This window comes from Novosphingobium sp. ZW T3_23 (assembly GCF_044987305.1).
Taxonomy (GTDB): Bacteria; Pseudomonadota; Alphaproteobacteria; order Sphingomonadales; family Sphingomonadaceae; genus Novosphingobium.
This window is the reverse complement of record NZ_JBJDRF010000032.1, coordinates 16,010-42,240: the sequence shown is the minus strand read 5'-3', so window position 1 is coordinate 42,240 and position 26,231 is coordinate 16,010. Positions and strand designations below refer to the sequence as shown.

21 protein-coding genes and 1 riboswitch are annotated in these 26,231 nt (G+C 65.5%); of the genes, 11 read left to right on the top strand and 10 right to left on the bottom strand.

Annotation, left to right across the window (positions count from 1 at the left end; translation table 11 throughout):
• The first annotated feature begins 24 nt into the window (after positions 1–24).
• A complete protein-coding gene (locus ACI3K3_RS16290) occupies positions 25–1,536 on the top strand; it encodes an alginate export family protein (RefSeq protein ID WP_404915488.1) in 1,512 nt (503 codons plus the stop codon).
• Positions 1,537–1,590: 54 nt separating this feature from the next.
• Here the strand turns inward: ACI3K3_RS16290 and ACI3K3_RS16285 are convergent, their stop codons facing one another.
• The 4 genes from ACI3K3_RS16285 to ACI3K3_RS16270 all read right to left on the bottom strand — a co-directional run bounded on the left by ACI3K3_RS16285 (position 1,591) and on the right by ACI3K3_RS16270 (position 5,618).
• Positions 1,591–2,994 carry an aldehyde dehydrogenase family protein gene (locus tag ACI3K3_RS16285; protein ID WP_404915486.1) on the bottom strand — a complete coding sequence of 468 codons (1,404 nt, stop codon included), beginning with the start codon at positions 2,992–2,994 and terminating at the stop codon, positions 1,591–1,593.
• 83 nt (positions 2,995–3,077) lie between these two features.
• Entirely contained in the window at positions 3,078–3,659 is a 582-nt protein-coding gene (locus ACI3K3_RS16280) for a cysteine hydrolase family protein (RefSeq protein WP_404915484.1), read from the bottom strand.
• A 35-nt stretch (positions 3,660–3,694) separates the two neighbouring features.
• Entirely contained in the window at positions 3,695–4,333 is a 639-nt protein-coding gene (locus ACI3K3_RS16275; protein ID WP_313436691.1) for a GntR family transcriptional regulator, read from the bottom strand.
• A gap of 43 nt (positions 4,334–4,376) precedes the next feature.
• Entirely contained in the window at positions 4,377–5,618 is a 1,242-nt protein-coding gene (locus tag ACI3K3_RS16270) for a CaiB/BaiF CoA transferase family protein (RefSeq protein ID WP_404915482.1), read from the bottom strand.
• A 186-nt stretch (positions 5,619–5,804) separates the two neighbouring features.
• On the opposite strand from ACI3K3_RS16270, the gene ACI3K3_RS16265 reads away from it, so the two are divergent.
• A complete protein-coding gene (locus ACI3K3_RS16265; protein WP_404915480.1) occupies positions 5,805–5,930 on the top strand; it encodes a hypothetical protein in 126 nt (41 codons plus the stop codon).
• A gap of 5 nt (positions 5,931–5,935) precedes the next feature.
• Here ACI3K3_RS16265 and ACI3K3_RS16260 read toward each other — a convergent pair whose 3' ends face one another.
• Together ACI3K3_RS16260 and ACI3K3_RS16255 are read right to left on the bottom strand one after the other, a co-directional pair.
• Positions 5,936–6,634 carry a glutathione S-transferase gene (locus ACI3K3_RS16260; RefSeq protein WP_404915478.1) on the bottom strand — a complete coding sequence of 233 codons (699 nt, stop codon included), beginning with the start codon at positions 6,632–6,634 and terminating at the stop codon, positions 5,936–5,938.
• An 80-nt stretch (positions 6,635–6,714) separates the two neighbouring features.
• Positions 6,715–8,829, bottom strand: coding sequence for a transglycosylase domain-containing protein (locus ACI3K3_RS16255; RefSeq protein ID WP_404915476.1), 2,115 nt, complete (start codon positions 8,827–8,829; stop codon positions 6,715–6,717).
• 338 nt (positions 8,830–9,167) lie between these two features.
• On the opposite strand from ACI3K3_RS16255, the gene ACI3K3_RS16250 reads away from it, so the two are divergent.
• Genes ACI3K3_RS16250 through ACI3K3_RS16225 form a run of 6 tightly spaced genes read left to right on the top strand, consistent with a single transcriptional unit; the run spans position 9,168 to position 15,874 of the window.
• Entirely contained in the window at positions 9,168–10,655 is a 1,488-nt protein-coding gene (locus ACI3K3_RS16250; protein WP_404915474.1) for an aspartate aminotransferase family protein, read from the top strand.
• A 2-nt stretch (positions 10,656–10,657) separates the two neighbouring features.
• On the top strand, positions 10,658–12,244 hold the full coding sequence (locus tag ACI3K3_RS16245; protein ID WP_404915472.1) for a glycosyltransferase family 39 protein: 1,587 nt from the start codon (positions 10,658–10,660) through the stop codon (positions 12,242–12,244).
• Between the two features lie 35 nt (positions 12,245–12,279).
• On the top strand, positions 12,280–13,305 hold the full coding sequence (locus ACI3K3_RS16240) for a UbiA family prenyltransferase (protein ID WP_404915470.1): 1,026 nt from the start codon (positions 12,280–12,282) through the stop codon (positions 13,303–13,305).
• Positions 13,295–14,014, top strand: coding sequence for an HAD family hydrolase (locus tag ACI3K3_RS16235; RefSeq protein ID WP_404915468.1), 720 nt, complete (start codon positions 13,295–13,297; stop codon positions 14,012–14,014). The genes ACI3K3_RS16240 and ACI3K3_RS16235 overlap by 11 nt, the downstream gene beginning before the upstream one ends.
• Positions 14,007–14,435 carry a hypothetical protein gene (locus ACI3K3_RS16230; protein WP_404915466.1) on the top strand — a complete coding sequence of 143 codons (429 nt, stop codon included), beginning with the start codon at positions 14,007–14,009 and terminating at the stop codon, positions 14,433–14,435. The genes ACI3K3_RS16235 and ACI3K3_RS16230 overlap by 8 nt, the downstream gene beginning before the upstream one ends.
• A complete protein-coding gene (locus ACI3K3_RS16225) occupies positions 14,432–15,874 on the top strand; it encodes a GMC family oxidoreductase N-terminal domain-containing protein (RefSeq protein WP_404915464.1) in 1,443 nt (480 codons plus the stop codon). Before ACI3K3_RS16230 ends, ACI3K3_RS16225 begins: the two co-directional genes overlap by 4 nt.
• 22 nt (positions 15,875–15,896) lie before the next feature.
• Here the strand turns inward: ACI3K3_RS16225 and ACI3K3_RS16220 are convergent, their stop codons facing one another.
• From ACI3K3_RS16220 to ACI3K3_RS16205, 4 genes are all read right to left on the bottom strand, one after another.
• Positions 15,897–16,409, bottom strand: coding sequence for a hypothetical protein (locus ACI3K3_RS16220; protein ID WP_404915462.1), 513 nt, complete (start codon positions 16,407–16,409; stop codon positions 15,897–15,899).
• Between the two features lie 141 nt (positions 16,410–16,550).
• Entirely contained in the window at positions 16,551–17,564 is a 1,014-nt protein-coding gene (locus ACI3K3_RS16215; RefSeq protein WP_404915460.1) for a lysylphosphatidylglycerol synthase transmembrane domain-containing protein, read from the bottom strand.
• Positions 17,564–18,226: a response regulator gene (locus ACI3K3_RS16210; RefSeq protein WP_404915458.1), complete on the bottom strand. Its 663-nt coding sequence runs from the start codon at positions 18,224–18,226 to the stop codon at positions 17,564–17,566. Before ACI3K3_RS16210 ends, ACI3K3_RS16215 begins: the two co-directional genes overlap by 1 nt.
• The gene (locus tag ACI3K3_RS16205; RefSeq protein WP_404915456.1) at positions 18,223–19,845 is read right to left on the bottom strand and encodes a sensor histidine kinase; all 1,623 of its coding nucleotides are present in this window, start codon (positions 19,843–19,845) and stop codon (positions 18,223–18,225) included. The genes ACI3K3_RS16210 and ACI3K3_RS16205 overlap by 4 nt, the downstream gene beginning before the upstream one ends.
• A gap of 473 nt (positions 19,846–20,318) precedes the next feature.
• Positions 20,319–20,430: riboswitch (SAM-I-IV-variant riboswitch) on the top strand.
• Between the two features lie 69 nt (positions 20,431–20,499).
• Between ACI3K3_RS16205 and ACI3K3_RS16200 the strand changes: the two genes are divergently transcribed.
• The 3 genes from ACI3K3_RS16200 (at position 20,500) to ybaL (ending at position 26,175) form a co-directional block, all read left to right on the top strand.
• Positions 20,500–21,561 (top strand): threonine aldolase family protein, encoded by a 1,062-nt coding sequence (locus ACI3K3_RS16200; protein ID WP_404915454.1) that lies wholly within the window; start codon positions 20,500–20,502, stop codon positions 21,559–21,561.
• A 160-nt stretch (positions 21,562–21,721) separates the two neighbouring features.
• A complete protein-coding gene (locus tag ACI3K3_RS16195) occupies positions 21,722–24,277 on the top strand; it encodes a PepSY domain-containing protein (protein WP_404915452.1) in 2,556 nt (851 codons plus the stop codon).
• A gap of 251 nt (positions 24,278–24,528) precedes the next feature.
• Positions 24,529–26,175: a YbaL family putative K(+) efflux transporter gene (gene ybaL / locus ACI3K3_RS16190; RefSeq protein ID WP_404915450.1), complete on the top strand. Its 1,647-nt coding sequence runs from the start codon at positions 24,529–24,531 to the stop codon at positions 26,173–26,175.
• Positions 26,176–26,231 lie beyond the last annotated feature (56 nt).

The following is a 26,231-nucleotide window of genomic DNA, read 5'->3' as shown; positions in this document are numbered from 1 at the left end:
CGATTTCAAATGAGGATTCCTGCCATGCGCCCCCGCGCAACGACCCTGCTTGCCTGCGGCACCGCCATTGCCGCTTCCCTAGCGGCGCTTCCCGCTGTTGCGCAATCGGTCCCGCCCGACAGTGCCAAGACGAACGAGGCCGGCACGTTGTCCACGCAGGCGCCTCCCGGCATCCGCCCTCCCAGATCGCAAGCGCGTCCCGCCGAGGCCATGCCGGGCGGCAACCCCGGCCCCGCCGGCCTGCCCCAGAACATCCGCTGGACCGAGGACTGGTCGAAAAAGCCGGAAGCCGATGCGCCGCTGCTGGAAAGGATCAAGCACATCCCGATCGCCGGCGACGACGTCTATCTGACGCTCGGCGGCGAAGCGCGCGTCTACTACACGCGCTGGCACCATTCCTCGCTGGGCCTGAGAGCCAACGACGATAACGATCCGGTCCAGTCGCGACTGCGCCTGCTGGCGGACCTGCATGTCGGCCCCAATCTGCGCGCCTATCTGGAACTGGGGGACAACCGCGAATTCGGCGAGCAGTTCGTCACCCCGCCCAATCGCGACAAACTGGACGTCTATCAGGCTTTCGTCGACGTAACGGTTCCGCTGGGCGATGCCGGCAAGATCACCGTGCGCCCCGGTCGCTTCGAGATGCCGCTGGGCAACGGCAAGCTGGCGGGCATTCGCGAAGGGCTCAATATGCGCTTCACCTACCAGGGCGTGCGCGCCACCTACATCCTGCCCGGCAAGGTATCGGTGGACCTGTTCGCGGTCAGGCCGGTCCAGATTGACCCTGGCACGTTCGACGACGGGCCGAACCATGCGCAGGCGTTCCACGGCGTCTACATCAGCGCCCCCAACCGCATCGCCGGTTTCGGTACCGACCTCTACTGGTATGAATTCAAACGCGACCGCGCCACGCTGACGGCGGGCATCGGCAGGGACGACCGCAACAACTGGGGCGCCCGCCTCTGGAAGCGCGGACCGCGCTGGGATCTCGACCTCGAAGCCACCCACCAGAGCGGTACCTTCATCGACAAGGACATCGATGCCTACGGCGTCATGTTCGAGGGCGGATATACCTTCGGGCAGGCAACGATGAAGCCGCGACTGGGCCTGCGCCTCAACTACTTCAGCGGCGACAGGGATCCGGACGACGGCAAGATGGGCACTTTCGTTCCCGCCGCCGCCCGCCTGCCGCTGATCAGCGAGGCCGCGTTCTTCAGCTTTTCGAACCTGATGGACATCTACCCTTCGATCACGGTGAAGCCCGCGCCGTCGATCACCGTCATGGCCGGACCCGACTTTCTCTGGCGCGCGCGCAAGGCCGACGGCGTCTACATCGGCCCCTCGGGCTCCAGCTTCGCGCCTTACGCATCGAGCCGGTCGATCGGCACGGACCTCAACCTGGAAGCGTCCTGGCAGGCGACCGATCGCCTGGCCTTCCGCCTCTGGGAGACCTACTTCGCCGCCAGCGATTCCTTCCAGGCCCATGGCGGCAAGAACGGCAACTACTTCGGCCTGATGGCGAACTACCGCTTCTGACGACACGCCTGCGCCTCGGCCGGACCGAGGCGCAGCGCGGTCAAGAAATCGGCTTCACGCCAGGGCCGCGTTGACTATCCGCGCCTGGGTGAACTCCTCCATGCCGGCCAGGCCCTGGTGCCGCCCGATGCCGGAATGCTTCGCGCCGCCGATGGGAACCTCGAACGGCAGGCTGAAGACGCGGTTTACCCAGACCAGCCCGCTCTCGATCCGCGAAGCGAGCGCGATGGCGCGCTCGGCGTCGCCGCTCCAGACAGAGGCGCCCAGCCCGTATTCGCTGTCGTTCGCCCGCGCCACGGCTTCATCCAGGGTGTCGTAGGCAAGCACCGGCACGATCGGCCCGAACTGCTCCTCGCGCACCAGCCGGGCCTGATCTGGCAAATCCCGCACGATCGTTGGCGGCACGAACCAGCCGTCTCCCGCCATCGCCCCACCACCCGCGACCACCCGGCCCAATGCCCGGCTCTCTTCCAGCAATCCCGCCAGCCGCGCATGTTGCGCCGCATTCTGGACCGGGCCAAGCGTCGTCGCCGGATCGAGACCGTCACCCGGAACGGACAGGCGTGCAAGCTCTCCCAATGCCTCGCAAAGTGCATCCACCTTGGCACGCGGGGCATAAATCCGCTTGATGCCAAGGCACACCTGCCCGGCATTGGACATGGCGCCTTCGAACAGCCGAGGCGCGATGGCGCCGATATCCGCATCGTCCAGCACCAGTGCGGCGTCGTTTCCGCCCAGTTCCAGCGTGAACCGCTTCAGGCTGCCGGCAGCCGAAGCCATGACCTTGCGGCCCGTCGCCGTCGATCCGGTGAAGCTCACATGGGCGATATCGGGATGCGCCGCCAGACGGGGCCCCAGAGCGCCATCGTCGCCTAAAGTCTGGAACACGCCGGGCGGCAGCAGGTCTGCGGCTGTCTCGCCCAGCAGAAGTGCGGTGAAAGGGGTTGTCGGAGCGGGCTTCGCGATCACGCAATTGCCCGCGGCCAGGGCGGGCGCCAGCTTGAGCACCAGTAGCAGCAGGGGAAAGTTCCAGGGCACGATCGCCGCCACGACGCCCAGCGGATAGCGCTGTTCGACGATACGCTCATCGGCGCCGTCCACCAGCAGGCGGTCTTCCAGCCGCAGCCCGGCATGGTAGCGCAAGGCCGCGACCGAGGCATCGACTTCGCCCCTCGCCTCCGCCAGGGTCTTGCCCTGTTCCCGCGTCAACAGCCGCGCGAATTTCTCCGAATTCCGCTGCAAGGCGGCCGCCAGCGCCTCCAGCGCCGCGCCGCGATGTTCCGGCGACGTGCCCCGCCATGAGCGAAACGCCCGGCCTCCGGCCGCGACCGCCTGCTCGACCATGGCATCGTCTGCGCACCAGCTCGCCCCAAGCGGCTTGCCCGTGGCGGGATTGATGACGTTCAGGGTGGAGGTGCCCTCGCAAAGGCGGCCGTCTATGAGCATTCGGAACTGCATGGCCCGGCCTCTAACGCCGAAATCCCAAGAAATACAGGTGCGCATTCAGACCGGACAGCGGGGAGAAAACCGCCGCCCCTTGTTCAGCCCTGCCAGTCGAACTCGTCGCTTTTCACGATGCGGGCATAGCGATCGAGGCAGGCCAGCGCGTGCATGTGCTCGTCGGCCGTGGCACCGGCACAGCAGTCTTCGAGGATCACCACTTCGTAATCCCGGTCATGCGCTTCGCGCGCGCCGGAATGGACCACGCCATTGGTGGAGACGCCGCACATCACGATGCGCTCGATCCGGTTGGCGCGCAGGATGGGCTCCAGAGACGTCGCGTAGAACGGACTGACCCGATGCTTGACGATGTCGAAATCGCCTTCTTCCGGCGCGATCGCAGGGTGGACTTCCGTACCCGGAGTGCCCTCCTTGAATATGCCGTTCTTGCGTGCGCCGGAGAAAATCGGGGAACTTTCCGGAGCCTCTCGATAGTCGGCCGAAAAGCAGACGCGGACATAGCCGATCCTGGCCCCTGCCGCCCGCGCGGCGGCGATGGCGGCGCGGGTATTTTCCAGCACCCGGCGGCCGCGCACTTGCGCACCGTACGTTGCGCCACTGAAACCGTCCTCAGCGACGAGGTCGTTCATCATGTCCATGACGAGGAAAAGCGTGTTCTTCATGAGGTTATCCTTCGTTCCGGCAAGACCGCATCCGCTCACACCGATTCCCGCAATTCGCGGAAGCCGGTCTCGATGTGCTGCCGGGTCGCCAACATGGCGGCGGCGGCATCGCCGGCGATCAGCGCCGCGAGCATGTCGTCATGCTCGTCCGCCGCCCGGCTGACGCGGCCTTCCAGTCGGTTGATCAGATCGAACGGATAGCGCGCCCAGAGGATCTGCACGAAGTGCAGGGTCTGCGGCATGGCCGCGATCTCGAACATGCGATGATGGAAACGATAGTTCGCCGCCCGCGCGGCTTCGTTGTCCCCGGCGGCGAAGGCAGTAGCGAACTCCGCTCCGAGCACTTTCAACTCGGCGATATCCTCGCCCCGCACCTTCTCCACGGCGCCGCGCACCAGTTGCGTCTCCAGAAGAATGCGCAAGTTCAGCACTTCGCTCGACGCCTCGATGTCGAACGGCGCGACTGTCGCGCCGCGATGGCTGTCTCCCGTAACGTAGCCTTCGGCCGAGAGCAGCTTGAGCGCCTCGCGAACGGGCGTGATGCTGGTCTTCAGCAGGGTTGCGATTTCCTGCTGCTTGAGCCGGGATCCGCGCGCTATCCTTCCGGAAATGATGCCCTCACGCAGAAAGTCGGCGACTTGCTCTTCCTTGGTGCGGTACGGCATCATCGACATCGGCATTCCTCTTCACTGGCCTTCCTTCCGGCCATACATGGCATCATGCCTTCTCGCGTACCGGAGCCCAGGCAAAATCGCCGGGTTGATAGGCCTTCGCCGCGCCAGATGCCAGCAGGCCTGCGATCTCCTGTGCGTCATAGCCCAGTTCCGCAAGCAGCGCCTCGGTATGCTCACCGATTTCGGGCGGGGGTAGGCCGGGCTCCGACGAAGATCGACCGGCGAACTCCGGCACCTCGAACTGCAGGCCTCTGAATTCCACATCGCGCAACTTGCCCGGCACGCGCGCCTGCGGCGCCTCCAGCACCCGTTCGAGAGGCATGACTTCGTTGAAGCCCAATCCCGCCCGATCGAGACGATCGGCCGCCTCGTCATAAGTGAACCGCGCCAGAGCCACGCGCACCGCTTCCTCCACGTCTTCCCTCGCCTTCTTGCGATCCCGCAGCCGGGCGAATTGCGGCGCGTCGTGTTCGGGCATCTCCAGCGCGCCGGTCAGCCGCGCCCAATGCGCATCGGTCAGGACCAGAAGATAGATCCAGCGCTCGTCCGCGGTCAGATAGGCGCCATATCCCGGCATCGAGAACTCACCGCCGCCTTCCTTCTCAAGCCGCCCCAGCAACTGGGTCTTGAGCTGCATCCCGGCGAGGTCGCGTGCGGCGAGATGAAGCCCCGTCTCATAGAGACCCACCTCGATCCGGCGCGTCGCTTCGTCCGCTTGCGGATCGAGCAGCGCGGCGAGCACGCGGATCACGGCATAAGTTCCCGCGAACTGATCGTGATAGGAAGGCCCGAACCGCGTAGGACGCCCGTCCACGCGATGATCGTCCATGGCGCCGGTCGCCGCTTCGGCAATGGGGTTGGTCATCAGCCCTTCGGCCTGCGGCCCTTCTGTATAGCCCTTGACGTGAACGTGGACCAGGCGCGGGTTCACCGCCATGCAATCGTCGGCCGTGACACCCAGCTTCCGCGCCGCCGAGGGCGCCAGGTTGTGGACCACCACCGCCGCACCGGCCACGAGACGGCGGAACACCGCCTTTCCGTCTTCCGTCGCCAGATCCAGGCAGATCGCTTTCTTGGAATGGCTATAGGCGATGATGGTGCCCGAAGGCCCGCCCCGCACCAGCGACCGCGTGGTATCGCCGGCCGGAGGCTCGATCTTGATGACATCCGCCCCCAGTTGCGAGAGGATATGCGTTGCAAAGGGCGCCGCGATCATCGTGCCCAGTTCGAGCACGCGCATTCCCGCCAGCGGCCCGTGTTCCTTGGTCATGTGTTCCTTGGTCATGCTCTTTCGATAGGGATAATGCATTATCCATCAAGCAAGGGTGCATCCGTCGGGCGATATCGCCAGGGTCTCTGCGCTGCCTTACCGCGCGCGATCGAGGAACAATTCCCCGCTATTGCCGTTGATTAGATGAGGAAGTTTAAACGCGGGGGGTGCGTCGGGGTGGTAAGGCAAGGAGCACCAGCCATGACAGGCCCATTCACCGGTGTCGTACCCGGACCGGAAATCCGCAAGCTGGACCTTTTCACGATAGCCGGGCTGACAGTCCTGCTCTGGGCGGCCATCATCGGCATGACGATGATCGTTCTCTAGCCCCCTCAGGTCGCCACCTTGCGCAGGGACTTTTCAATCTCGCCCCCGCAATAGGCATCGCCATAGCGCTCCGCCGAAGTCTTTGCCAGGCGCGCGAGTTCAGGCCGTTGCATGGTCCGTCTCGTCAGGCCGGCGATGCTCGGGGCTGTATTCTCAAGGAGCGCACCGATTGCTGGGAGGCGCTTGGTCATGGTTGACCACAGGACGGCCGTCACCACGTCGGCCATGCCCGCCTCCGCCGAGCCGAGCATCGTTGCGCCGGCTTCTTCAAGTCCGTTGGCCCGGCCAAGCGCTTCCCAGATTCCCATCCAGCGCTGGAGACGCGGCACGAATTCCTGCCACTTGGCGTCGGTCCACATCTCCCGGCCCCCATCCAGAGTGAGTTCGTCGATCACGTCGTTCGCATCGTTGACGATCTTCATCGTCAAGGCGCGGCCCTGCGGGGTGCCGGGAAGCAGGTCCAGCGTTTCGCCCAGGTAAAGCGCGATCGCGGGCATCTGCGCGATGGCAAAACCGTTCGACCGGTCGATCAGCAGCGGCGGCCCCATAAAGGGTACCGGCTGGCTTTCGGGCGCCTCGCCCATGACGGCCGCGATCTCGTCGCTGTCATGTTCGGTGCAGGTCTTCCCTGCAAAAGCAAGGATCGCGCGGATGAACTCTCCACGAAACGGCACCGGCCAGTAGTAGAGGTCGTAGTCGGACATTGCGCAAGGCTCCTCGGGCAGGTTCCTCAAGCGAAAGCCTCAGACGGCCGATCGTTCCTGCTTCGGAGTTTGCGCGTCGCCTAAGGTTGCGGCGGGGGAGGTTCCGTCGATCGCTGAACTTGTTCGGCCCTGCGCGGGGGCGGGGGCGACACGATCTGCTCGATCACCTTGCGCCCGTCGATCTGGAGGCCGTTCTGGTCCAGCTGCACGTCCACCGGGGCCCCGTTGATCTGGGTGGAGAGCACGGCCCGCCCCTGCTCCACGCGCAAGTCGGTGTCGCCCAGCGGCATGTCGCCCAGATCAGGCACGTCCAGCGGCTGCACCGGCCCTTCCGGATCGGGGCTTTCTGTCGCCCGGGGACGCGGTGCCGCCCGTTCGCCCAGCGCCTGCTGCATGAAGTCGCGCCAGATCCGCGCCGGGATCGTGCCGCCCGATACGCCCTTCAGCGGGGTATTGTCGTCGTTGCCCACCCATACGCCGACCACCAGACCCTTGGCATAGCCCACGAACAGCGCATCGCGGTTCTCCTGGCTCGTGCCGGTCTTGCCGTAGTTGGCGGCCTGAAGCCTGGCACCCCGTCCGGTGCCGCGATTGACCGCGCCTCGCAGGAGCGTCTCGATGTTCTCATGAACGCCGTCCGACAGGCTGCTGCGGCCGTTGATGAAACCGTCGAACCAGCCCTCGTCCTTGACCTTGAACGCCGAGGGCACGACCGGGAAGCGGTTGCCCGCCACGCCGGCATAGGCCGCCGTCAGTTCCATCAGGTTCATCGTGGAAGTGCCCAGAGCCAGGCTCGGATCGCCGTTCGGCAGAGGGGCGGTGACGCCCAGCTTGCGAGCCATGTCGATGACCTTCTTGTCGCCCACCTTCTGCAACAGGCGCACGGCGGCGACATTGCTGGAATGCGCGAAGGCATCGGCCAGGGTGATGGTCTGCGAATAGGCCCCGCCCGCGTTCTGGGGACGATAGTAGCCGATCTCGAAAGGCGTGTTCTCTATGGTGTCGGTCGGTTTCCAGCCATCCTTGAGGGCGGCGAGATAGACGAACAGCTTGAAGGTGGAGCCCGGCTGGCGCTGCGCCTGCGTGACGCGGTTGAACGGTGACTTGGCATAGTCCCGCCCGCCGACCATCGCGACGACCTCTCCGTTTGGCCGCATGGCGACCAGCGCAACTTGCGCCGCGCCGAGCGGCGCTGCCTCGATCGCACGGCGGGCAGCGGCCTGGAGGCGGGAGTCCAGCGTGGTCTTGTAGGTATGGGCGGCGTAGCTCGCCTCATCCAGCCCGCGCGCCTGTGGCAGGGCCCAGTCCGCGAAGTAGGTGCCGGTCGGAAGATCGTTCCGCGAACGCACGTCGAGCCTTGGCGCGCGCGTGGCGCGGGCCTGGACCGGGGTCATGTAGGCCGCGTCGACCATGGCCTGGAGCACCACCCTCATGCGCTTTTCGGCAAGCTCGTAGTTGTTGGTGGGCGCCAGGCGCGACGGGGCCTTCATCAGCCCCGCCAGCATGGCCGATTGCGCGGCGTTGAGATTCTCCGGCCGCCGGTGGAAATAGTGCATGGCGGCGGCGCGCAGGCCATAGGCGTTATCGCCGAAGTAGGCGTTCGAAAGGTAGCGTTCGAGGATCTCGTCCTTGCTCAGCCAGGCTTCCAGCCAGAACGCAATCAGCACTTCGCGCGCCTTGCGTGTCAGGCTGCGTTCGGAGGTGAGGAACGTGAACTTGGCAAGCTGCTGCGTGATCGTGCTGCCGCCCTGGGTGCTGCCCCCGCTGACATTGCTCCACATGGCGCGGGCAATGCCGCGCGGATCGATACCCCAGTGGCTGTAGAAGCGGCGATCCTCGATGGCGATGAAGGCCTGGGTAACGTGCGTGGGCAGTTTCCGCACTTCGACCGGCGCGTCGACGATGGCACCGTTGCGCGCGATCGGCGTGCCGTCCGCGGCCAGCAATGTGATCTGCGGCGGCGAAATCGGCTGCAACGATTTCGACAACGGCGCGGTGACGGCAAGCCAGCCGATCGTCACGATGAACAGCATGAGCACGGCCGCCACCCCGCGCGAGAACCACCACCAGCGGGAGCGGCGCTTGCGAGACGGTTCCCCGCTGGGAGGAAGCGGATTGCGAGGATGCGGGGAAAGGTCGTCCCGACGGGCGTCGCCCTCCGGCGGACCGTCTAGATTCTCCAACGTCAAGGCCATGGTCCTCGGCTTCGCCTGCAATTCCCGTCGATCTGGCCCACCCCGGACCGGATTTCGCCAATACGGGGTTCGTTGACGCGTTGCGAGGCAATTGTTGTCGCAGAATCGACGAACGGCATATTTGGCCCGATCGCCATCCCGCCAACCCGCCGTCCTGCCGTGCCAGGAGCGTGACGAAACGGGTAATCCGGCCTACTCCCCTAGGGGTGGTGCGAAGCTCCGTCGGGCTAGAGCGTGCGGGGCCGTCCCTGGCATTCGGTATTATATGGTCCTGTAGATACATATGCGGGGCGAGGCCCGGTACCCTCCTTCCATTCCGCTTGAAGGAGGGAACGAGCGTGACCGCATTCTCGAAAATCGAAGCACCGGACCGCGACGGCCCGCCGAGCCGTGGATTGCTGACGCTGGAGCAGAGCCTCGCGCTCGACAGCCGCGGCGCGATGAACCTCTATGCCGCGCATCTCAACAAGTACATGCTTCAGGTCTTCGATATTCTCGGCCTGGCGGACATGGATATCGTGAGCGCCGAAGGGGCTGAGATCACCTTGCGCGACGGGCGCAGGATCATCGACTATTCGGGCGGTTTCGGAGTGCTCGGCCTGGGCCACAACCATCCGCGCATCATCGCCGCCGAACGGCTCTGCCATGATCGCAAGGTGCTGGACTGCATCAAGATCGCCCCGCACAAGCTTCAAGGGGCGCTGGCCTACAACATCTCGCGCTTCCTGCCGGAGCCGCTGAAAGTCTCGTTCCTGGCGGTATCTGGCACCGAGGCCAACGAAGCCGCGATGAAGATCTGCGAACGGGTGCAGACGCCCAAGGGCAAGACCAAGTTCCTGTGCTTCAAGGGCGCTTTCCACGGCAAGACCCACGGGCCATTGTCGCTCACCACCGCCACTGACGTGCAGAGCGGCTTCATCATGGGCGTGCCCAAGGAGAACGTAGTCTTCGCGACATACGGCGATATCGCCTCGGTCCGCGAGGCGATCGCTCGCGAACGCTCGGAAGCCATCGGCTCCGCCGGCGGCAACCGCATCATCGCCGGCATTATCGAGACGATACGCGGCACCTCCTGCCATGTCCCTGATCCCGGTTTCCTGACCGCGTTCGCGCAAGTCTGCCGCGAAAACGACATCCTGACCATCTTCGACGAAGTGAAGGTCGGCATGGGCCGTACCGGCAGGTTTTGTGCCTTCCAGCACGAGGACGTCGTTCCCGATGTGGTCACGCTCGCCAAGACGCTCGGCGGCGGCAAGCGGGAACTGGGCGCCATGGTCACGTCGCAGGCGCTGTTCGACAAGGCTTATGGCAACAAGAACGATTGCAACCTGCACAGCTCCAGCTTCAGCGGCATGGGCGAGACATGCGCCGTGGGCATCGAAACCCTCAACGTGCTGGAAGAAGAGCGCCTGATAGAGCGCGCATCCAGATTGGGCAGCTATTTGCGTGGCAGATTTGAGACATTGCATGAGAAATATCCGCGCAAGATCGTGTCGCTGCGAGGCAAGGGATGCTTTCAGGCAATCGAGCTTAACTTTGGACAACAAATAGCTGAAAAAGCTATAGATATACGAAAGAACCCGCTGTTCGTCACTTATGAGACGGTGTTGATCGGCGCCTTGGCTCGCGAGCTGTACGAGCGCCACGATATCCTTGTGCATTTCCAGCCCGGCGCGCGCGATCTGTTGCACTTCATGCCGCCCTACGTGGTGTCAGAGGAGCAGATAGACAGGCTGGTCGATGCTCTGGACGATGTGCTGGGAAGAGGCGTTGCCGATGCGACGGTGCGCTTCGTGGTCAAGAACATCAAGCGCGTGCTCGGCTGATCATGGCCACCCCCGCCGATAGGCTCTCGCCCGCCGCCCGTCGCCCCGGCCGCCCTTTCCTCTTCCTTCCGGAAGCGGACAATGCCTCCGCCGGATGGTTCTCCTGCGCCGCGCTGGTGCTGCTGTCGCTGCTGCTGTTCCAGCTCAATAGCCATTACGGCATGATCGTCCTGCCCGACAGCACGCGCTACATGGGGATCAGTCCGATCCCCTACGATGCCCCCGTCTACCACTGGATGCTCGTCCTACCCCATGCACTGGGCGTACCATTGCTGACCGCGGCCGAGATGTGGGCCATGATCGCCCTTGCCGTGAACGTGGCCCTCGTTTTTGCGCTGATCCGGCGCACGACGGAAGACTGGCGCTATGCCGCCGTCGGCACTGCGCTCATTGCGCTGGCGCCGCAGTTCGTATCGCTCCACGCTGCCGTCCTCTCGGAGCCACCGTTCATTGCATTCGTGCTGCTGACTCTGTGGTTCACCCTGGACTACTTCGAGCGCGGAGCCCGGCGCGATCTGGTCGTGGCTTCGCTCATGCTGGGCATGGCCACACTGTCGCGCTTCACCGCGCCGCCGCTGGGTGCCGCCATCGTTCTGGTCATCCTGGCGGACTCTCGCCTAAGCTTCGGCCGCCGCATGGTGGACAGCGCTCTCGTTGCCCTGCCCGGCGCGGCGCTGTTCTTCGTCTGGGTGGCTCTGAGTACTCTGACCGTAGGTCATTCGATCGGACGCGAGTTGCGCTTCTACGGCAACATGGGGCCGGCGCAGTGGTGGGCGAACCTTGAAACAACGGCTGCGTGGATCCTGCCTGACGCGGTGCCTCTGGCTGTCCGGATCTGCCTGCTGGTAGCCGTGCTCGCTTTCGCCATCTGGCAGTTCGCCCGCCAGTTCTCCGCCTGGCGCCAGGCCCGCCTCGATCGCTCATGCGAGCAGCGCATCGTCTTCTCGCTCATGCTGGGGCTGTTCTTCGTCGGCTACCTCGCCTTCGTCTGGCTCTCCACGGCTTTGGAAGCGAACCTCCAGTTCGTCGGCCGCTACGGCTTTCCCGCCTATGTCGTGCTGGTCATGATGGTAACGACGCAGGCGAGCGGGCTTGACCGGAACCTGCGCGGCATCGGCACGATCTGGCTCGCCCTTGGCGGGCTGGCGGCACTGGTCCTGGCCAGCCATGCCTTGCGCACCAGCGTACGCACCCATCAGGTCTTCCGGGAGGGCAACGGCTACCTGAGCCGGGATTGGCAGGCATCGCCCACGATCGCGGCGATACGAGCGCTTCCGGCCAATGCCGTAATCTATTCCAACGGGGCCGACGCTCTGGCCCTGTTGACGGGGCGGTCCACCCGGATCGTGCCGCAGGAGCGGCAACTGCGCACCAACCGGCCCGATCCGAACAACCCGGCCGAAGCCCAGATCGCGAAGATGAAGGCCGAGGCGAATGAAGGCCTGCCGGTCTACCTGATCACGCTCGATCGCATCGACTGGCGCTTCTACCTGGCCAGCGAGGATCGGCTCAGGCGCGAACTTCCTCTCCTGCCCGTCGGCAGCTTTTCCGACGGCCGCATCTATCGCGTCGCGCCAGCCGCACGGTGAACGCTCCAATCGCTCCGCTTCAGGGGAAACCGGAAATGCCAACGCCCGAACTGACTTCGTCCCCGATCGCGAGAGCGGAAACCCGCCATCGCAGGACCGCGCGGCTCCGCGACTACCTGAGCCTCGCCCGGTTCGACCACGCGACGAAGCACGTCTTCGTCATTCCCGGCCTGATCCTGGCTTATGCCCTGCGCGAACCCTCGCTGCTGGATGCGCCGCCACGGATCGTCATCGGCTTCGTGGTCGCCATCGCGATCGCATCGGCCAACTACATCATCAATGAATGGCTGGACCGCGAGTTCGATGCGCACCATCCCAGCAAGCACCATCGCACTGCGGTTTCCCTGCAATTGTCGCCGGGGCTGGTCTATCTGCAATACACCGTCTTCGCGGCATTCGGACTGATACTCGCGGCCACGCTGGGCCCGGCGTTCTTCGCGGTTTCGGCCGTGTTCCTGATCTCCGGCCTGGTCTATAACGTCCGGCCGCTGCGCTCCAAGGACCGCCCGTTTCTGGACGTGATTTCGGAATCCGTGAACAACCCGATCCGCCTGACGCTGGGCTGGCTGATGATGGACCCTTCCAGCATGCCGCCTGCCAGCCTCCTGCTGGCATATTGGGCCGGCGGCGCCTTCCTGATGGGGTCGAAGCGCCTGTCCGAATATCGCGACATCACCGCGCTCGTCGGGCTGGAAACACTGACCCGCTACCGCAAGTCCTTCGCCGGCTATACCGCCGAGAGCCTGGTGGTCAGTTGTCTGGTCTACGCCATGCTGTCCTCGTTCTTCCTCGGGGTCTTCCTGATCAAGTACCGCGTCGAATATATCCTCGCCTTCCCGTTCATCGCCGGTCTGTTCGGTTGCTATCTCTGGCTGTCGATGCTGCGAGACTCCATCGCCCAGCGGCCAGAGCGCATGTTCCGCTCGCGCCGCCTGATGACGACGCTGGGCATCACGGTGGGCGTATTGCTCTCGCTTTCCTTCATCGACCTGCCCAGCCTTGCCAGCCTTACCAACCGCAGCTTCACGCCGGTGGACATGCTGCCCCGCCATGCCAAGTAGAACGGTGGAAACGGTGACCGGGGTGGCCTGGGGCAAAGTGCGGCTCGTGGTTTTCGACCTCGACGGTACGCTTTACGACCAGCCCCCGCTGCGCCGCGCGATGGCACTGGAGCTTGTCAGGCACAGCCTGCGCCGCCGCAGCCTGCGCACGGCCGAGATCCTGCGCGCCTATCGCCGGATCCGCGAAATGCTGGGGACGGTACAGGGCGACGATTTCACCAACGAGCAGTTCAGCCTCACCGCCCGCCGCCGGGGCTGCTCGGAAGGCGAGGTGCGGGCCCTGGTGGAGGAATGGATCGAGCGCCGCCCGCTGGTTCACCTGCCGCGCTACAAGGCCCAAGGGATCGACGACCTGTTTTCGGCGCTGCGGGCTACCGGACGGCGGATTGCGGTATGGTCCGACTATCCCGTACAGGCCAAGCTTGCCGCGCTCGGCCTGAAGGCGGATCACGTGATCTGCTCAGGCGATCGGGCAGTCGGCAGGCTCAAGCCCCACCCGGCCGGGCTTGAGGCTTTGCTGGAGCAGGCCGGCGTCACTGCCGAGGAAACGCTGGTGATCGGGGATCGGGCCGATCGCGACGCGGCAGGCGCCGCCGCCATCGGCGTGCCTTCGTTGATCCGCAATTCCCAGGGCATCGGAAAGACCACCTTTCGCCGGTTCGACGATCCGGCGTTCGCTCCCATCCTGGCGGAAGCGCTCCATGTCTGAAATGGCCAAGCTCAAGGCGAGGCACATCGCACCCAAACCGCAGGAACGCGGCGCCACCCGGCGATGCGTCGACGCCCTGGTGGACGTGCTGATCGACGAATGCCGCCCCGGACTTCCCGCCGACGACCGCAACGTGGTGAAGGAATACGTCAGCGCCACCCTGATCGGCATGCCGGACTATTTCCAACTCGGCTTTCGCATCCTCGCGCTCGCTTTCGACTTTTCCGCGCTGCCGGTTCACGGGCACCGTTTCACCCGGCTCTCTCCCGCCAGGCGCTGTCGCCATGTGGCGGCCTGGCGCGGCTCACGCATCGGTTTTCGTCGGGCCATGATCGCCTTCTACACCACCTTCGCCTGCTATGGCCTCTATTCGCTGCCCGCCCCGCAGAACGCCGCCTCCCCGGAAAGGATCGCGGCATGAAATCCGGAAACGAGATCCAGACCGACATCCTGGTGATCGGTTCCGGCCCCGGCGGCGCGGTGAGCGGGACGCTTTTCGCCGAGGCGGGGCAGCAGGTCACCATGGTCGAGGAAGGCGAGCATCTGCCCCTGGAAGCCGCCCCGCACTTCTCGCGTGAGGAGATGCTGCTCAAATATCGCAATGCCGGTGTCGGCGTGGCGATGGGCCGTCACAAGCTGGCCTGGGTGGAAGGGCGCTGCGTCGGCGGCGGCAGCGAGGTAAATCGCGGCCTCTACCATCGAACTCCCGGCTACATCCTCGACGATTGGCGCAGCCGCTTCGCCGTGCATGAACTCGACCTTGCGCGAATGACACCCCATTTCGCCGCCTGCGAGGAAGTGGCGCGGGTGGAATACGCCGGAAACGCCGCCTCCGAGATGTCGCGGCGGCTGCAACAAGGCGCCCAGGCCCAAGGCTGGCTGGCAATCGAGGCGCCGCGCCTCTACCGATACGATCGCGACCAGGGCAGCGGCGTGAAGCAATCGATGTCGGCCACTTTCGTCCGTCGGTTCCTGGCCGCGGGCGGATCGCTCGTGCCCGCGACCCGGATCGCCCGCCTGCGCCGCATGAACGGTAACTGGATCGCGGAAGGAACCCGGCGCGGTGAGGATGGCTTGCGCCGTCCGGTGACTTTCCGCGCGCGCACCGTGGTGGCCGCCTGTGGCGCGGTGCAGACACCAGCCCTGCTGCGGCGCTCCGGCATCTCGCACAATGTGGGCAACAGCCTGCGTTTCCACCCCATGGTCAAGGTCGTCGCCGAATTCGATCGCGACGTGAACCGCCCGGACGACTTCGATCCGGTTCACCAGGTCAAGGAATTCGAGCCCCGCTTCGGCATGGGTTGCTCCATCAGCACGCCGGCCATGCTGGGCGTGGCTCTGTCGGGACGGCCCGACCACTGGGAGTTGGTGGCCGAACGCTGGCGGCGAATGGGCATCTACTACGTCCAGTCGAGCGGCGGCGCTGCCAGTGTGCGCAATCTTCCCGGCTTCGAGGATCCGATCGTGCGCGTCCGCTTCTCGCAGGGAGACCTGTCCGTATTGGGAGAGGGGCTTCGCCGCCTTTGCGAAGCCCTTTTCGCCGCCGGCGCCCGGAAGATCTATCCTTGCCTCGCCGGTTATCCGGATCTGGAGTCTCCCGGCGACCTTCCCGGCCTGCCGGAACTGCTCCGGGCCGGTGACGGCAACATGACCTCGGTCCATGTCTTCTCGTCCTGCCCGATGGGCGAGGACAACCGACGCAGCGCCGCCAATTCCTTCGGCAAGGTCCATGGCACCGACGGCCTCTACATCAACGACGCATCGCTGCTCTGCGGGCCCACTTCGGTAAACCCGCAAGGCACGGTCATGGCCGTGGCCCATCGCAACGCCACCGAAGCGCTGACCCGCAGATTCCGCTGATCCGCAGATCTGCGCCGGAAAATCAGGCGATCAGCCAGGTACCGTCCGGCTCCTCGTGAACCACGGTCGTCCAGACATAGCTCTCGCCGCTGTCGTCAGCGGTGAAGAGAATGTCGAAGCTGAATTCGTTGGCCGCGACGCGCTTCCAGTTCTGGATCCGCGTGACGCTGAGACAGCCGACCATGTCGTGGCTGCGGATGCGCTTGCCGGGCGACATCGCGCCGGCCCAGCCATTGAACATGCTGGTCCCGCGTGAGCCGACGAATTTCGAGATCAGGCCCTGGGTGGCCCTGTCCTCCTGTACGCACATGAGGGTTACGACATAAGGACGAAGCGTCGGCAATGCAGCACCGACATCCGCCTTCAACACCTGCGGTGCGGAGGCAAGCGCCTTCTCCACGGCCTGAACCTGTGCGGGTTCGGGCCGTGCCAATGCCGGTGCGGTTGCGGCGTGCGCCGGAAAGCCGATCGAAGCAGAAGCCGCCAGCAGAAGACCGGCCGAAAGACCCGGGGCGAAAGATCGGCTGTGAAACATCTCGAAAACCTCATCATGGCGTAAACACCGGAGGCGGCCCCCTCTGCACCGTCAGTCCCGCTGAAACAACCGGCTCGATGATAATTACCGATAAAGTTCATAGTCTTGCGTGGACCGCAGGCGGGGGGCACAGGCCAGCGACTAAAAGGGTTTCAGCGCCTGCAGTGGAGATTGCCGCCGAGTGGCGGTCAACCAGCCCAGCGCGAAGAGACCCGTCGGCAGCCAGAGCAACAGATGGGCCAGCAGGATCGTGGCGGTGGCCTGCTCCGCTTCGACGCCGACCGCGCGATAGGACAGCAGGCCGAACACCTCATAGGAACCGAAATGCCCCGGCAGGGCCGGGACCAGCGTTCCCAGCGTGGAGAAGGCGAAAGCCACCAGCGGCTTCAGCCAGTCCCCCATTCCGCCGCCCAGACTGACCCAGGCCCCCAGCATGACGAGGCTTTCCAGCAGCCAGAGGGCGAAGGACAGCAGGACCATACCCAGGATCCGGCGCGGACTGCCGATCCCGCGCACGGCCTGGGCCACCGACCGCGCGGTTTCGGCGATCAGGGCCACGAGCTTCGACCGGAACGCTCTTTCCGCCCACCCCGCCACAGCCTCGATCGCGCGTGGCGAGAACAGGACAAGCAAGCTGGCGCCCGCCGCCACCGCCAACACCAGACGAAACTGGGCGATGATCTCCGTGGGCAATGCTGCGTCGACCAGGAACAGGGCAAGCCCCGCGACCATGAGGATCGACACCAGATCGAGCACCCGCTCCACGACCATGGCCCCCAGCACCTGCCCTACCGGCAGCGAAAACCGGCGATGGAACCAGTAGACGCGAAATACGTCTCCGAGACGGAACGGCAGGATGTCGCTGATACCGAAGCTGGCGACGAAAGGGGCGACACTGGGGCCGAATGGCACGCGCCGCCCTGCCGGGTCGAGAAGCATCCGGAAGCGCCAGGCCCGAAGCACGAAATCCACCCCATAGGCCAGTAGCGCCACCAGCACCGGCGGCAGGCTCGCCCGCGTCAGCAGGGCGCCCACGGCGGCCATGTCCACCGAAGTCCAGAGCAGGACGAGAAAAGCCGTGCCGAAGAGCATGCCCAGCCAGAACCGTGCCCCGCTTCCTCGTTCGCGAACACCGGAGCCCGGCCGGCTGCCCATCACGCCTGATCGCTGATCTGGGATTGATACTGCACGAAGAGCGTCGCCAATGTGGTGCGGCTGGATATGTCGAGCTTGCGGTAGATGTTATGCAGGTGGATGCTCACCGTGCCCTCGGTCGATCCGACCATTCCGGCGATGGCCTTGTTCGAGAAGCCCCGGCAGACCAGGGCGCTGATCTCCTTTTCCCTTGGGGTCAGGCTGGCGATTTCGCCGCCGATGTCGACGCCGCCTCCGCGCCGGGCCTTGCTCACCAGCTCCTCCGGCAGCCACTTGCGACCGGCGATCACTTCGCGCAGGCAGTCCAGCAGCGAATCCGAGGCGTAGTCCTTGAGGAGCAGGCCCCAGACGCCCAGCCCGATGGCTTCGGCAATCTGGCGGCCGGTCATCGTCGCCGAAAGGAAGATCACCCGCACCGGCAGGCCGCCCTCGCGCAGGGCGCGCAGGATGGCCAGGCCGCCCACGTCCGGCATCGACACGTCCAGCACGGCAATGTCGGGGCGCTTCTCGCGGATAGAGGCCAGGGCGCGGGTGCCGCTACTGGTCGCCTCGACCAGATCGACCTCGCCCGTCGCCTGAAGCAGGTCGGCCAATCCCCGCAGCAGCAGGGGATGATCGTCGGCCAGCAGGACGCGGCAGGCCTGCGATTCGGTCGCGGTCATGCGGCCTCCTCCAGTGGAATGACCATGGTTACGCGCAGACCGTCCGGCCGGTCATCCAGCGCGATCGAGCCGCCCAGCTGGATCGCCCGGCTCCGCAGGGAAACCGGACCGACGCCGCTGGCGGTGCGGCCAAGTCCGTGGCCGTTGTCCGACACGCCGAGTTCCAGTGCGCTCCCTACCCGGCGCGCCTCCAGCGCGACGCGCGTGGCAGCGCCGTGCCGCACGGCATTGGCGGTGGCCTCGGAAAACAGGGCGATCACTTCCTCGACGATGTTGCGCGGCAGATGTGTGGAGCGGCCGTGCCAGTCGAACGCCACCGTGACGCCCCACTTCTTTTCCAGCAGGTCCGCCTGGCGGCGCAAGTCGGCCGCCATGTCGATGGGTTGCTCGGCGTCGAAATCGCGCTGCTTTTCCACGAAGCGGCGAATGCGCCGCTGCTGATCGATCACCAGATCTTCGATGACCTTGAGATCCTGGGCCACCTCGGGCTGGCGCGCCGCAAGGCTGCGCAGCTTCAGGCTGGTGGCCGTGAGGTCCTGAAGAACGCTGTCATGGAGATCCTGGCCCAGACGGCTGCGTTCCTCGGCCCTGGCGCTGTCGGCGCGGCGCGCCACCAGTTCGACGTGTTCCAGTTCCGATCCGGTGCGCGCGGCGATGATCTCGGTGAGCGCCAGGGCATCCTCGGGGCGCCCGGCCGGATCGACCACGATCAGCGCGCCGCGAAAGCGTAGACCGGAAAAGCCGGAGCGCACGGCATAGTCGTGCGGCAGCGGACGCGGCAGGTCCAGCGCGTCGAGCACCTGGGTAAGCCCTGCCATCTCATCCGGCTGGAGCAGGCTGGCGCGGGTGCGATCCATGAAATCCAGCCGCGCCTCCGCGAAGATGCTGCGGAACGTCACGGGATCCAGCGGTAGCAGACGCAGGCCCTCCTTGCGCCAGTGGGCGATGAACCCGGTTGGCTCGTCCTGCTCGCGCCAGATGAGGATCAGGCTCTCGCACCCCGTAACCGCTCCGGAATGCCCGCAGAGTTCCGTCAGCCAGCCCCTGCGATCACCGACGCCCGCGTCCATCGGCCAGCTTGCCAACCGCGCCAGCCGTTCACGGCTGCTTTCGCGATAGGCTCCGAAATAGCCGAGCATCACCGCGCAGACCAGGAAGTAGACGGTGCGGATGATCAGGAAATTCAGTTCGGATTCGCCATCGAGGATATCGGGAATGCCGATCGCGAAAAGCACGCCCTCCAGCATCACCGCCCCGATCATCGCCCCCATGAAGCCCCAGCGCACCGTCATCGCCAGCAAGGTAAAGGGAAGAAACGAGAAGAACGGGCTGGTCAGCTCATTGGTCAGGAAAGCCAACCAGCCCAGGATCACGGTGTCGAGAACGTGAACCGCGAAATGAACCGGGCTGTCCACCGGCCGCCGGATCGGCAAGGCCACCAACAGGATCGCGAGGGCCAGGTAAACCGCGAGAACATCCTGCGCTTCGGTGCGGTAACGGATCGGCTGGGTGGGATCGAGATAGATGGCGATAACCGCGAAAACGGCCGTAATCAGGCGTCCATAGCTGATCAGCCGATTGGGGTCGGTGATCAGCAAGGCGTTGCGCGCCCGGCTCAAACCGGATGTCGTAGCTTCAAATGTCCGCCTCATCTCGTGTCCAGTCCCCCCGCCGCAGGCATGAGGGCCGCAAGCGCCGAAAAAGACTACGAAGCTGCTGCATTTTCGTCGAGTCAGCCTTCCTGCTGAATGGCCAGCGCAAAGGGGGGACCGGCCCCAGGGAGGGTAGCCCTAGGCCGTAAACTCATAATTGGCACCATCGAGGCGTCCAAATGGCAAACAGCTCGGGCCGAAGCGACCGCCGGGCGGGCTGGTTGCCCGTCCAAGGTCGGTTCGGTTCGAGATGGAAGCCATTTGGACGTCCTTCGGATTTGACGCAAAATGGCCCATCGCTGCGTCGGCAGGACTTGAAATATCGACATATTCCTACGCCCTGCCTTCTGGCGCTGAGCCATTTTGCCTCAAACCTCGATGGTGCCATTTATGAGTTTACGGCCTAGATTGACGGCATCCTGTCGTTGCCCTAGAGCCCTTCCCAGCATCAAGAGTCGGGATCGTGCCCGGCACCAACCTGCTCCCGAGCAAGGTGGTACCTTCGCAGACATGCGAAGGGATGTGGCCGGACCGGCAACAATCGGGTTTTCCAGCTGCATCGCCGTCGTTTCGCTTCCGGCCCGTCGCGCCTCGCCCATTGCGCCTGGAAGGAAAGACCGCATGACCGATTCCCTGCCCACCCAACAATTTGCCAGCGACAATTATGCCGGAATCTGTCCCGAGGCATGGTCCGCAATGGAGCAGGCGAACCGGGGTTCGGCCACGGCCTATGGAGAGGACGCGTGGACGCTGCGCGCCGCCGACGCCTTTCGAGACCTGTTCGCGGCCGACTGCGACGTCTATTTCGTCTTCAACGGGACGGCCGCAAACTCGCTCGCGCTCGCGGCGCTGTGCCAGTCCTACCACTCGGTGATCTGCTCCTCGTCCGCCCACGTCGAAACCGACGAGTGCGGCGCGCCGGAGTTCTTCTCGAACGGCTCCAAGCTGCTGGTCGCCCAGAGCAAGGACGGGAAGCTGACCCCCGAATCCATCCGCGCGCTCGCCACCGGCCGTTCGGATATCCACTTCCCGAAGCCCCGCGTGGTCACCATTACCCAGCCCACCGAAACCGGTCAGGTCTACACCCGGGCAGAGATCGCCGCGATCTCGGCGACGTGCCGCGAACTTGGACTTAAACTCCACATGGACGGCGCCCGCTTCGCCCATGCCTGCGCCACGCTCGGCTGCACGCCTGCCGAGATCACCTGGCAGGCCGGCGTCGACGTGCTCTGCTTCGGCGGGACCAAGAACGGGATGGCGGCTGGCGAGGCTGTGATCTACTTCGACCGGACCCTGGCGGAAGACTTCGCCTATCGCTGCAAGCAGGCAGGGCAACTGGCTTCGAAGATGCGCTATCTTTCCGGGCCCTGGATCGGCGTGCTCGAAACCGGCGCCTGGCTGGCCAACGCACGCCATGCCAATGCCTGCGCGCAGCGGCTTGCCGCGGCCGTGACCGATGCGAAGGGCCTGGAGCTGATCTTCCCCGTCGAAGCGAACGCCGTCTTCCTTGCCGCCCCGGAAGCGGTGCTGGACGGGCTGAGGGCACGCGGCTGGCGGTTCTACACGTTCATCGGCGGCGGCGCCCGGTTCATGTTCGCCTGGGACGCCGACCCCGCCCAGGTGGACCGACTGGCATCCGACTGCATTGTCCTGGCACGGGAAAGCGCCCTCGTTCCTGCGTGAGGGAGAAGGTTAGCCCCTACGCTCGGCAGAGGTTGCTATTGCGAGTGGATATCATTAACGGGTTTTCACAGGAGAGACTGGCGTAAGTTTCGGATGCCGATCGGCACCTGCTTCGCGTGAAAGCGATGGGTAGTGCCATCAGGTTCGGGGTGCGAGACGAGTGACGCGGCAGGTATTATTTCAGATTCATTGGTTCCTCGGCATCACCGCCGGGTTCGTCCTTGCCGTCATGGGCGTCACCGGAGCTACGCTGAGCTTCGAACACGAAATCATGAGTGCGCTCAGCCCCGGCGTGGTGACGCTGGGAGGGCCGGCGGCGACGCCGCTTTCGCCTGACGAAGTGGTCGCCCGCGCGGCGGCGCAGCGTCCAGGAATGACGGTCGAGCGCCTCAGCGTGGAGAGCGATCCCGAATCGGCCTGGACCGTGCAGTTCGCGCCTCGCGACGGCGAACGCCGAGGAGAGCGGAGCTATGTCGATCCGCGCAACGGCATGTTGCTGGGCCAGGCGACTGGCGCCGGCGTGTTTCGCACGATCGAGAACCTCCACCGCTGGCTCGCGCTTCCAGGCGGCGGCAACGGCATCGGCCGGCAGATCACGGCCTTTTCCGCCATCGCGCTGGTTTTCTTCGCAATCTCCGGTCTTTACTTGCGCTGGCCTCGCCGCACTTTCGACTGGCGCGCCTGGCTGGTGCTCGACTTGCGGAAAAGCGGCCGCAACCTGTACCGCGCTCTCCATGCCGTGATCGGCGGCTGGGTGGCGCTGGTCTATCTTCTCAGCGCCCTGACCGGCCTATGGTGGTCTTACGACTGGTATCGCCAGGGGGTGCTCTATACGCTGACCGGCAAGACCTCGCGCGAGGAAGGCGGCCCCAACGGGGGAAGAGGGGGCGGCGGAAACCAAGGCGCCAAGTCCGAACCGCTCGCCGGTCCCCGTCTGGCTCGCGCCTGGCCCACCGTGTTGACCGCCATGGACGGCCGGTACCGTTCGATCTCCGTGACGCTGCCGAAAGACGGGGAACCGGCCACCTTCCGCGTGTTGCTGGCCGATGCGCGCCACGATCGCATGACCGACGATCTCAAGGTGGACCTCGCCACCGGCAAGCTGGTCAAGGCCGATCGCTATGCCGATCGCAGCATCGGCAAGGTCATCACCACCAGCATGTACGAATTGCATCGCGGCGCCTTTTTCGGAATCGGCGGGCGCATCCTCCTGCTGCTCACCAGCCTGACGATGCCGCTGTTCACCGTCACCGGCCTGCTGCTCTATCTCGCTCGCCGCAAGCGCAAGCGGGCCCTGGCAGAGGCGACGGCGGATTTTCCCCAGAACCCGGAAGTCGGCGATGCCTCCGGCGACATGCTGGTCGCCTTCGCAAGCCAGACCGGCGGTGCCGAGCGTCTTGCGCGCCAGACCGCCTCGGCCCTGGGCGGCGCCCGCGTGCTTCCGCTTTCGGCAGTGGACGAAGGCGTGCTGTCCGAAGTCGATCGCGCGCTCTTCGTGGTGAGCACTTATGGCGAGGGCGAGCCGCCCGATCCGGCGCGACGTTTCGCCCGTCAGGTCATGACCGTGCCGCCCGGCGCGGGCCATCTGGAATATGCCGTGCTGGCGCTCGGTGATCGCGAGTACCCGGAATTCTGCGCCTTCGGCCATTCGCTCGACCGCTGGCTGCATGAAGGCGGCGCCCGCCGATTGTTCGACATGATCGAAGTGGACGGCGACGATACCGACGCGCAGCGCCAATGGCAGCAGCAGCTCGCCGCCCTCGGCGCCGAACCCGACCTGCCGGACTGGGAACCCGCGTCCTATGGCTCCTGGCGCCTGGTCTCGCGCCGCCTGCTCAACCCCGGCAGCGCCGGCGGACCGGCGTTTCTGGTCGGCCTTGAGCCGGGCGAAGGCGTCGAAGCGAAGTGGCGGGCCGGTGACATCGCCGAAGTGCTGCCCGGTATCAACGATCCGGCGCGTGTTGCCGCCTATCTCGCCGCCTGCGGGCTGGATCGCGGACAAGTGGTGGATGGTGCGCCTCTGGCGGAGCATCTCGCCTCCGCCCTGATCCCCGATCATCCGGTCGAGAACGGTGCCGAACTGCTGGCGGCGCTCCGCCCCCTGCCCCACCGGGAATATTCGATCGCCTCGATCCCTTCCGACGGCAGGATCGACCTGCTCATCCGGCAAGTCGAGCGAAGCGACGCCACGCTGGGTCTCGGCTCCGGCTGGCTCACCCGGTTCGCCCCGCTGGGCACCGAGATAGCCCTGCGCCTGCGGCCCAACAGCGGCTTCCACGCACCACCTCCCGGCCCGACCGGTCCACGACGCATGATCCTGATCGGCAACGGCACCGGTCTGGCGGGTCTGCGCGGTCATCTGCACGCATCGGAAGCGGAAGGGCATGGCGGACACTGGCTGCTGTTCGGTGAACGCAGCCGGGAGCACGATGCCCTCCTTCCGGACGAAATCGAGCGCTGGCTTTCGCGCGGCACCTTGACCCGTCTCGACCGGGCCTGGTCGCGCGACGTCGATTGCGGCCGCTACGTCCAGCACCTTTGCAGCGAAGCGGCGGCGGACTTGCGCGAATGGGTGGAGAACGGTGCGGCGATCCTCGTCTGCGGCAGCCTTCAGGGCATGGCGCCTGCCGTCGATGAGGCCTTGCGGGCCGCGCTCGGCGACGACCGGCTGGAGGCCATGGCCGAAGCCGGTCTCTATCGCCGCGACATCTATTGAAGGCCTCCTCCGCCTCGGCAACATTTCCGACATCCAAGAATGGTGGACGGCAGCCGCTTTCCTCAGCACTATGGGTCTGTCGGCACAGGCGTGAAGGAACCGGCGATGAGCCGCAGGCGTAGTATTGCTCCAAGGTGGCTGTTGCCGCTCCTGTTGATGGTATCGATGGTCGCGGCGGGTATCGCCGTCGCGCTCGTCGCCAGCCTGGAGTGAAGTGCCGCAATCGTTGACGCGCACGCCAGGAGTACCGTTTGCCGCATACCACGCCCCTCGTTGCAACCGTCGTCGCCGGCCTGGTAGCCGCTTTCGCCATGGGCGCGCTCGCCCATAGATTGAGGATATCCCCTGTCGCGGGATATCTGTTCGCGGGTGTCCTGGTGGGACCGTTCACGCCGGGCGTCGTCGCCGACAGCGCTCTGGCGAACGAGCTTGCGGAGCTGGGCGTCATCCTGCTCATGTTCGGCGTCGGGCTGCACTTCTCGGTGAAGGACCTGATGTCGGTCCGGAAGATCGCGCTGCCGGGCGCGGTCCTGCAGATCGCTTTCGCCACCGCCCTGGGGGCAGGCATCGCCGCGTGGCAGGGGTGGTCCATGGCCGCCGGCCTCGTCTTTGGCCTTGCGCTGTCGGTTGCCAGTACCGTCGTACTGCTGCGGGCGCTCCAGGTCGGCAACCTGATGGACACCGAGCGAGGGCGGATCGCCGTGGGGTGGCTGATCGTGGAAGATCTGGCCATGGTTCTGGTGCTCGTCCTGCTCCCGGCGCTCGCCGGTCTGGCGGCCGGTCGCGCGCAGTCGAACATCGACCTGGCGTGGACGATCGGATTGACCCTGGCCAAGGTCGGTGGCTTCATTGCCCTGATGCTCATCGTCGGCAAGCGCGTCATTCCGGCGGCGCTGCACTGGGCCGCCCATACCGGCTCCCGCGAACTGTTCCGCCTGGCAGTCCTGGCCATCGCCCTGGGCGTAGCGTTCGGCGCCGCCTACGTCTTCGATGTGTCCTTCGCGCTGGGGGCCTTCTTCGCCGGCATGGTCATGGGCGAGAAGCAACTCAGCCGGCGTGCGGCGGAAGAGACCCTGCCGCTGCGAGACGCCTTCGCCGTGCTGTTCTTCGTTTCGGTGGGCATGTTGTTCGATCCGTCGGTCGTCGTCGAGCACGGCGTGGCGGTGCTGGCCACGCTCGTGGTCATCGTCGTCGGCAAGTCTCTCGCGGCGGTGGCCATCGTCAGGTTCTTCGGGCATCCGCCGCAAACGGCGCTGGCGGTGGCGGCAAGCCTCGCACAGATCGGTGAGTTCTCGTTCATGCTGGCCGCGCTGGGCGTGCAGCTCGGCATCCTGCCGCAGGAAGGGCGCGACCTGATCCTGGCCGGCGCCATCTTCTCGATCCTCGCCAATCCCCTGATCTTCCGCTGGCTTGCCGGCAGACACAGCATCGTCAAGTCGGTAGCCGTCGCCGAGCAGGAGCGCCGGGCGAAAGAAGCCGTTCCCGCCGCTGGAGAGCGCGTCGTGCTGGTGGGCTACGGCCGCGTCGGCCGGTTGGTGGCGCAAGGCCTGGCCCAAGACGCCCGCAGCCTCGTCATCGTCGAAGAACGGCCCGATCTGGTGGAGCGCGCGCGCGAGGCGGGGCATGAGGTGCTCGCCGGCAATGCCTCCGAAGTCGAAGTGCTCGATCGCGCCGCCATACGCGACGCCACGCGGCTTATGATCGCGATCCCGGAAGGGTTCGAGGCCGGCGTAATCGCTCAGCGGGCCCGCCAGCTCAATCCCGGCATCGAGATCCTGGCGCGCGCCCATTCCGACGAGGAAGTCGATCATCTGCGAAAGGTCGGCGCGGATCATGTCGTCATGGGGGAACGGGAAATCGCCCGCAGGCTGCTGGAGTTGCAGCGCTCTCCCGCATGATCAGAGGACTCCTCCATTTTGGTATCATCGGAGCGCGTCTGGTGAATTTTACCTAA